This window comes from Streptomyces sp. NPDC059499 (assembly GCF_042749285.1).
Taxonomy (GTDB): Bacteria; Actinomycetota; Actinomycetes; order Streptomycetales; family Streptomycetaceae; genus Streptomyces.
Genome location: NZ_JBHYTT010000005.1, coordinates 405,307 through 412,263, shown reverse-complemented (window position 1 = coordinate 412,263; position 6,957 = coordinate 405,307). Strand labels below are relative to the sequence as shown.

The 6,957-nt window shown below is 69.3% G+C and carries 8 protein-coding genes; all 8 read left to right on the top strand.

Annotated elements, in window-relative coordinates; translation table 11 throughout:
* Positions 1-113: 113 nt before the first annotated feature.
* Entirely contained in the window at positions 114-761 is a 648-nt protein-coding gene (locus ACFW9O_RS15935; protein ID WP_384609607.1) for an HAD family hydrolase, read from the top strand.
* Between the two features lie 43 nt (positions 762-804).
* Positions 805-2,004: an MFS transporter gene (locus ACFW9O_RS15930; protein WP_384609604.1), complete on the top strand. Its 1,200-nt coding sequence runs from the start codon at positions 805-807 to the stop codon at positions 2,002-2,004.
* Entirely contained in the window at positions 1,973-3,145 is a 1,173-nt protein-coding gene (locus ACFW9O_RS15925; protein ID WP_384609601.1) for an acetoin utilization protein AcuC, read from the top strand. The genes ACFW9O_RS15930 and ACFW9O_RS15925 overlap by 32 nt, the downstream gene beginning before the upstream one ends.
* Before the next feature lie 76 nt (positions 3,146-3,221).
* Complete coding sequence (locus ACFW9O_RS15920) at positions 3,222-4,037, top strand: phosphatase (RefSeq protein ID WP_384609598.1); 816 nt, start codon at positions 3,222-3,224, stop codon at positions 4,035-4,037.
* A gap of 128 nt (positions 4,038-4,165) precedes the next feature.
* A complete protein-coding gene (locus ACFW9O_RS15915) occupies positions 4,166-4,378 on the top strand; it encodes a helix-turn-helix domain-containing protein (protein WP_014046653.1) in 213 nt (70 codons plus the stop codon).
* 110 nt (positions 4,379-4,488) lie between these two features.
* Complete coding sequence (locus ACFW9O_RS15910) at positions 4,489-4,587, top strand: 30S ribosomal protein bS22 (RefSeq protein WP_003948845.1); 99 nt, start codon at positions 4,489-4,491, stop codon at positions 4,585-4,587.
* A 179-nt stretch (positions 4,588-4,766) separates the two neighbouring features.
* Complete coding sequence (locus tag ACFW9O_RS15905) at positions 4,767-5,849, top strand: NAD-dependent epimerase/dehydratase family protein (RefSeq protein WP_351181499.1); 1,083 nt, start codon at positions 4,767-4,769, stop codon at positions 5,847-5,849.
* A 16-nt stretch (positions 5,850-5,865) separates the two neighbouring features.
* Positions 5,866-6,915, top strand: a complete 1,050-nt coding sequence (locus tag ACFW9O_RS15900) for a lysophospholipid acyltransferase family protein (protein ID WP_384609595.1) — start codon at positions 5,866-5,868, stop codon at positions 6,913-6,915.
* Positions 6,916-6,957: the final 42 nt, after the last annotated feature.

Genomic DNA, 6,957 nt, shown 5'->3' with positions numbered 1-6,957 from the left:
CTGCAGGGGGGACCCTGTGGGAGAGTAGGACGCCGCCGAACAATTATTCCGGGAAAGCCCCGTGCCCTTGTGGCACGGGGCTTTTCTGCGTTCTGAGCGTCTAGGGTCGGACCATGCGCTACGAACTGGTCATCTTCGACAACGATGGTGTGCTCGTCGACAGTGAGCCGATCTCCAACACCGTCCTAGCCGGCTACCTCACCGAGCTCGGTCACCCCACCTCGTACGAGGAGTCTGTCCGCGACTACATGGGTGCCGCAGTGCACCGGGTGCACGATCTGGTGGAGGAGCGGACGGGTCAGAAACTGCCCGCGGACTTCGACGAGGAGCTGCACCGCCGGACGCTCGCCGCGTTCCAGCAGGAGCAGGTCCTCGCGGTCGACGGGGTCGAGGAGCTGCTGGGCGAACTCGTCGCGGACGGGGTGGCGTACTGCGTCGCCTCGTCCGGAAGCCACCAGAAAATCGCGGCCGGGCACCGGAAGCCCGGGCTCGACCAGTGGTTCGAGGAGGAGTGGATCTTCAGCTCCGAGGACGTCGGGAAGGGCAAGCCGGCGCCGGACCTGTTCCTCCACGCCGCCGAACGGATGGGCGTCGCCCCCGAGCGGTGTGTCGTGATCGAGGACAGCCCGCTCGGCGTCGAGGCGGCACGTGCCGCGGGGATGGACGTGTACGGATTCACCTCGATGATGCCGGCGGATCGGCTCGTCGGGGTCACCGGGCACTTCTCCGACATGTCGCAGCTGCCCAAACTGCTCGCCTGATCGATCTACCCAGGGGTAGATCGATGGCTCTACGCTCGCGGCCATGACGGATGCGCGGTTGCGGCACGGCAGGGCTTCGCTGGCATTGAGCTTCCTGGTGCAAGGGGTGACCTTTGCTCTGCTCGTGACGCGCATCCCCGCGATTCAGGACCGGTACGGGATATCCGACGGGCTGCTGCCCGCCTTCCTTGCCGCTGTCCCGATCCTCGCGGGGGTTGCCAGCGTGGCCACCGAGAAGGTGGTCGCGCGGGTGCGGCCGGGAATCGTGCTCAGGTGGGCGCAGCCCGTCGTGCTGCTGGCGTTGCTGGGGGTGGGTGCGGGCACCGAGTTGTGGCAGGTGGCCCTGGCGCTCGGTGCGTTCGGGCTCGCTGTCGGTGCGCTGGACGCGTCCATGAACATGATGGGCGTGAGCCTTCAGCGGGCGTACGGGCGCAGCATCATGCTCGGGTTCCATGCCGCCTACAGCCTGGGCGGCATAGCCGGGGCGTCCATGGCCTGGGCAGGCGCGCACTGGGATCTGTCGTTGCTCGTGTCCTACCTGCCGGCCGTGGTCGTCCTGCTGCCCGCGGCGCTGCTGGGGAGCCGGTGGTACGCGGAGGGGAAGACGGCGCAGGAAGTGGCGGCGGGTCCGGGGAAGGGTGGTTCCGTCCCGTTCAAGTTGCTGATGCCGCTCTGTCTGGTGATGGCCTTCGCGTACATAGGGGACTCGACGGTCTCCAACTGGAGCGCGAAGTACCTGCAGGACGTGCTGGGCGGTTCGGAGCAGCTGGCGACCGTTCCGTACAACGTCTACATGGTGACCACGCTGCTGGGTCGCGCCGTGGGGGACCTGGGGGTGCGGCGGTTCGGGGCGGTGGCCGTCGTGCGGTTCGGGAGTGTGCTGGCGGCGGCGGGCTTCGGGGTGGTTGCCGTGGCGCCCGGGGCGTGGTGGGGGATGCTCGGGTTCACGATGCTGGGGCTGGGGCTCTGTGTGATCGTGCCGCAGACCTTCGCTGCCGCGGGACGGATGTTCCCGGGGGCGAGCGATGTGGCTGTCGCCCGGCTGAACGTCTTCAACTACGTGGGGTTCCTGGTCGGATCGCCGTTGGTGGGGGGCCTCGGTGACGCGTGGAGCTATCGGGGAGCGATGCTCGTGCCGATGGTGCTGGTTCTCGCGACGCTCGTGTATGCCCGGTCGTTCGGCTCCGAGCCCGCCCGATACGGTGGCGGGCATGAGCGGGCGCGCGCGGCTGATGTGGGATGACGCAGTATCGGGATACGACTTCGGTGACAGTCATCCCATGGATCCGGTCAGGCTTGACCTGACGATGGGGCTGGTGCGGGCGTTCGGGCTCGATTCCGCGGTGGACGTGAGGTCGGCCAAGGCCGCCGGTGCGTCCACCCTGCGGCTGGTGCACCGCGAGGACTACGTTGCGGCCGTACGGGCCGCTTCCGCGGATCCTGCGGCGGCCGACCAGACGTACGGACTGGGGACGGTGGACGATCCCGCCTTCGCGGGGATGCACGAGGCGTCCGCGCTCATCGCCGGGCTTTCGGTGGGGGCTGCGGAGGCGGTGTGGCGCGGGGAGAGTGCGCACGCCGTGAACTTCACCGGTGGGCTGCACCATGCGATGCCGGGAGGTGCCGCGGGCTTCTGCATCTACAACGATCCCGCGCTGGCCATTGCCCGGCTGCTGGAACTGGGGGCCGAACGGGTGGCGTACGTCGATGTGGACGTCCACCACGGGGACGGGGTGCAGGCCGCGTTCTGGGAGGATCCGAGGGTGCTGACCGTGTCGCTGCACGAGCATCCGCGCACGCTGTTCCCGCAGACCGGGTGGCCGGAGGAGACCGGGGGCGGGGCGGGTGAGGGCGGTGCGGTGAACGTGGCGCTGCCCGCCGGTACGGGGGACGCGGGGTGGCTGAGGGCGTTCCATTCGGTGGTGCCCGAGCTGTTGGCGGACTTCCGGCCGCAGGTTCTGGTGACCCAGCACGGGGCCGACACGCACTTCGAGGATCCGTTGGCGCATCTGGCGGTGTCGCTGGATGCGCAGCGGGCGGTCATGGCGTCGTGTCACGAGCTCGCCCACGAGTACACGGACGGCGGGCGCTGGGTGGCGCTCGGCGGGGGCGGGTACGCGGTGGTCGATGTGGTTCCGCGGTCCTGGACGCATCTTGTGGGGATCGCCGCCCATGCGCCGGTGGACCCGGAGTCGGTGATTCCGTCGTCGTGGCGGGACGAGGTCTACGCCCGGACGCGGCAGTTGGGTCCGGCCCGGATGACGGACGGCCGTACCCCGTCGTGGCAGTCGTGGGACGCCGGGTACGACCCGGCGGACCGGCTGGACCAGGCGGTGCTGGCGACCAGGCGGGCGGCGTTTCCGCTGCGGGGGCTGCTGGCCTGAGTAGGGGTTACGCCAACGGTGGGGCGCAATCGGCGTTTTGGTGCTGCGGTGTGCCCGGTGCGGGAGCATCGGGAGGGTGTTGAGCACCGGGGCGCTGCGCGCCCATCTGCTGGCGGCCAGGCTGGCCGGGCCTGTGGCCACCTCGCGGCAGAACAGTCTGCAGAGCTACCGGCTCTTCGCGGCGAGGGATCCGCGCGTGACGCTGGGCCTCGATCCGGACCGGGTCTGGGGTGAGCGCGACCTGTTGCGGCTCATGGCGGAGAAGTGCGGCGTGTCGGACGATCCTGATCATGTCTCCGGTCTTGATGTGATCGACCCGGAGCGGACTCTGGCAGGTTTGGACGCGTTCGCGGAGCGGCTCGGGGCGGCTGCGGAGAGGCGGGCTCCGGTGCTGTTCGGGACCGGTCATCCGCACCGGCTGCTGGGGTTCTACGCAGGGCTGGCAGACGCCTTGTCGGCGGCAGGGTGCGCGGTGCTCACCCCCGCGAGGGGCCGATGTATCGACATAACGACCCGGTTCGGCGTACGCACGTACAACCTCGACTACGTACGGGGAGTCGCGCTGGTGCGCGAACCGGGCGTGCGGTCCCCCGGGAGTGCGACCGGCGCGCACACCCATTCGCCGCTGCCGGTTCGGGCCGTGCTGGAGGGGATCGCGGAGACCTGCGGGGCTCTGCCCGAGCTGGTGGTCGGGGACCACGGATGGGTCTGCGGGGCAGGTCAGCTGGGCATCGAGGCCATCGGTCTCGCCGATACGGACGATCCCGCGCTGTTCGTGGGCGAGGCCGAGGGGCGGGTGTCCGTCGCCGTTCCGCTTGATGACGCCGTGCGGTCGGACTACTACCGCCCGCTTACTCGCTATGTACTCAATCGGGCGTGTCTGTCACAGTAGGCGGCCTGTCGTCTCACCTCTTCCCCACTCGCATCACCCGCCCCTAATCTGGGGAGTGAGCGCACAACGACGAAGAGTCACCGGAGGGGAAGCCGGTGCGCGTCTCGTGCGGAAGGTACAGGTGGGTCATGGCTGCTGGCAGCGAGAGGCCTCTCAACGAGGTCAAGTTTCTGACCGTGGCGGAAGTCGCCTCGGTCATGCGAGTGTCGAAGATGACCGTGTACCGCTTGGTGCACAGCGGTCATCTGCCGGCGATCCGGGTGGGCAGGTCCTTCCGGGTCCCGGAGCAAGCGGTTCACGAGTATCTCCGCGAGTCCTTTGTGGGGGTGGAGTCAGCCTGACGTTGCCCTCGGATTACGCCCCTCACCCAGTGGCGGGTAGGCTAGGCCGACGTAGGTCGTGTGGGCCCAGACGCCCCGCACCAGTGAAGAAGAAGTGAGCGAGGGTAGTCGTGGGCTCTGTTATCAAGAAGCGGCGTAAGCGGATGGCCAAGAAGAAGCACCGCAAGCTGCTCAAGCGCACGCGCGTTCAGCGTCGCAACAAGAAGTAGGCGAACGCAGTTCGTGCATCCGAAGCCCTTCCGCCGTTCCGGCGGAAGGGCTTCGGTGTTTTTCCGGCCATGACTTCGGCAAAGCCCGCCATGGGGTCATCACAGGGCAACATCCACCGGCTACGGTGACGGCCAGGGGAAGACCCCGCTCGGCGAACGAACGACGGAAGGCGCTGATCTTGGGGAAGGTCGTGCTCGTCACAGGAGTGGCCCGGCAGCTCGGGGGCCGCTTCGTACGGCGTATCCAGCGCGACCCCGGTGTGGACCGGGTGATCGCCGTCGACGCGGTCGCGCCGGAGCACCAATTGGGTGACGCCGAATTCGTCACGGCGGACATCAGACAGCCCGCGATCGCCAGGGTCCTCGCCGAACACTCGGTCGACACGGTCGTTCATCTGGATGTCTCGGGGAAGGCGCTCGGCGCCGGCGGCCGGACGACGGTCAAGGAGACCAACGTCATCGGCACCATGCAGCTGCTGGGTGCCTGCCAGAAGTCACCGACCGTCCAGCGGCTCGTGGTCAAGTCCAGTACGAGCGTGTACGGCTCCGCGCCCCGCGACCCCGCGGTCTTCACCGAGACGACCCCGCCCAAGTCGTTGCCCAGCGGGGGCTTCGCCAAGGACGCGGTGGAGGTCGAGGGGTACGTACGCGGCTTCGCCCGCCGCCGGCCGGACGTCGCCGTCTGCGTGCTGCGGTTCGCGAACATCCTGGGCCCCGAGCCGGACTCGCCGCTTGCCGACTACCTGGCCCTGCCCGTCCTGCCGACCGTCTTCGGGTACGACCCGCGGCTGCAGTTCGTCCATGAGGACGACGTCATGGCGGTCCTGGAGATCGCGGCCCGCGAACCGCGGCGCGGAACCCTGAACAGCGGCACCTTCAACATCGCGGGTGACGGCGTACTGCTGCTCTCGCAGTGCTCGCGGCGGCTGGGCCGGCCGACCGTTCCGGTGCTGCTGCCCGCCGTCACCTGGGTCGGCTCGGCGCTCCGCACGATCGGTATGACCGACTTCTCGCCGGAACAGATCCGGCTGCTCACCCACGGCAGGGTGGTCTCGACCGTGCAGATGCGCGAGACGCTGGGTTTCCGCCCCAGGTTCACGACCGCGGAGACCTTCGCCGAGTTCGCGCGCAGCCGTGGACCGGGGCTGCTGCCGCCCGAGTTGATGAGCAGGGCCGTCGGGCGGCTGGCGGACCTGCCTTTCGCCGGGGGGCCGGCCGGGGGCGGGACCGATGCGACACATTCGACTCACGGCGCCAGGTAGAGGAGCGCGACCGACGATGGCGGACGCCAAGGTCATTCCGTTCGACGACGACCGTTCGCGCTCAGGCGCTGCGCGGCGCAGGAGCGTGCTGCCGGGGAGCGGCCGGGGTCAGGCCCCGGCCGGCCCCGGTGCGGCGCCTGTGAGCGCCCTGCGGGGATCGCAGACGCCCGTGGTGGGTGCGCAGGAGGCCGCGCCTCCCGAGGAGGCGCACGAGGTCTCCGGGCGGGCCGGCTGGGACCGGCGGATCGCGGGTGGGCTCGCGTTCCTGCGACGACGCGTCACGGGTGACTACGAGATCGACGAGTTCGGGTACGACAAGGAGCTGACCGACCAGGTCCTCATGTCGATGCTGCGGCCCCTCGCGGACAAGTACTTCCGGGTCGAGGTGAAGGGCATCGAGAACATCCCGTCGGACGGCGGGGCGCTCATCGTCGCGAACCACTCGGGGACGCTTCCGCTGGACGGGCTGATGCTCCAGGTGGCGGTGCACGACAACCACCCGGCCGAGCGGCATCTGCGGCTGCTCGCCGCCGATCTGGTCTTCATGCTGCCGGTGGTCAACGAGCTGGCCAGGAAGGCCGGGCACACGCTGGCGTGTGCGGAGGACGCGGAACGGCTCCTGCAGCGCGGCGAGGTCGTCGGGGTGATGCCGGAGGGCTTCAAGGGCATCGGCAAGCCGTTCGGCGAGCGGTACAAGCTGCAGCGCTTCGGGCGGGGCGGCTTCGTGTCGACGGCGCTGCGGGCCGGGGTGCCGATCGTGCCGTGCTCGATCGTCGGCGCGGAGGAGATCTATCCGATGATCGGCAACTCGAAGACGCTGGCGCGGGTCCTGGGCGTTCCGTACTTCCCGATCACGCCGACGTTTCCGTGGCTGGGACCGCTGGGTGCGGTGCCGCTGCCGACGAAGTGGACGATCCAGTTCGGGGAGCCGATTCCGACGGACGGGTACCCGCCGGAGGCGGCGGAGGACCCGATGCTGATGTTCAACCTGACGGACCAGGTGCGGGAGCAGATCCAGCACACGCTGTACAAGCTGCTCGTGCAGCGCAGGTCGGTCTTCTTCTGACGAAGCGCATGTGAAGGGGGGCCGTCCGGATCCGGGCGGCCC

Bases quoted from the DNA above. Each gene is read 5' to 3' on its own strand.
- ACFW9O_RS15930 (WP_384609604.1), top strand. From the start codon at position 805: ATGACGGATGCGCGGTTGCGGCACGGCAGGGCTTCGCTGGCATTGAGC.
- ACFW9O_RS15925 (WP_384609601.1), top strand. From the start codon at position 1,973: ATGAGCGGGCGCGCGCGGCTGATGTGGGATGACGCAGTATCGGGATAC.
- ACFW9O_RS15935 (WP_384609607.1), top strand. From the start codon at position 114: ATGCGCTACGAACTGGTCATCTTCGACAACGATGGTGTGCTCGTCGAC.
- ACFW9O_RS15915 (WP_014046653.1), top strand. From the start codon at position 4,166: ATGGCTGCTGGCAGCGAGAGGCCTCTCAACGAGGTCAAGTTTCTGACC.
- ACFW9O_RS15900 (WP_384609595.1), top strand. From the start codon at position 5,866: ATGGCGGACGCCAAGGTCATTCCGTTCGACGACGACCGTTCGCGCTCA.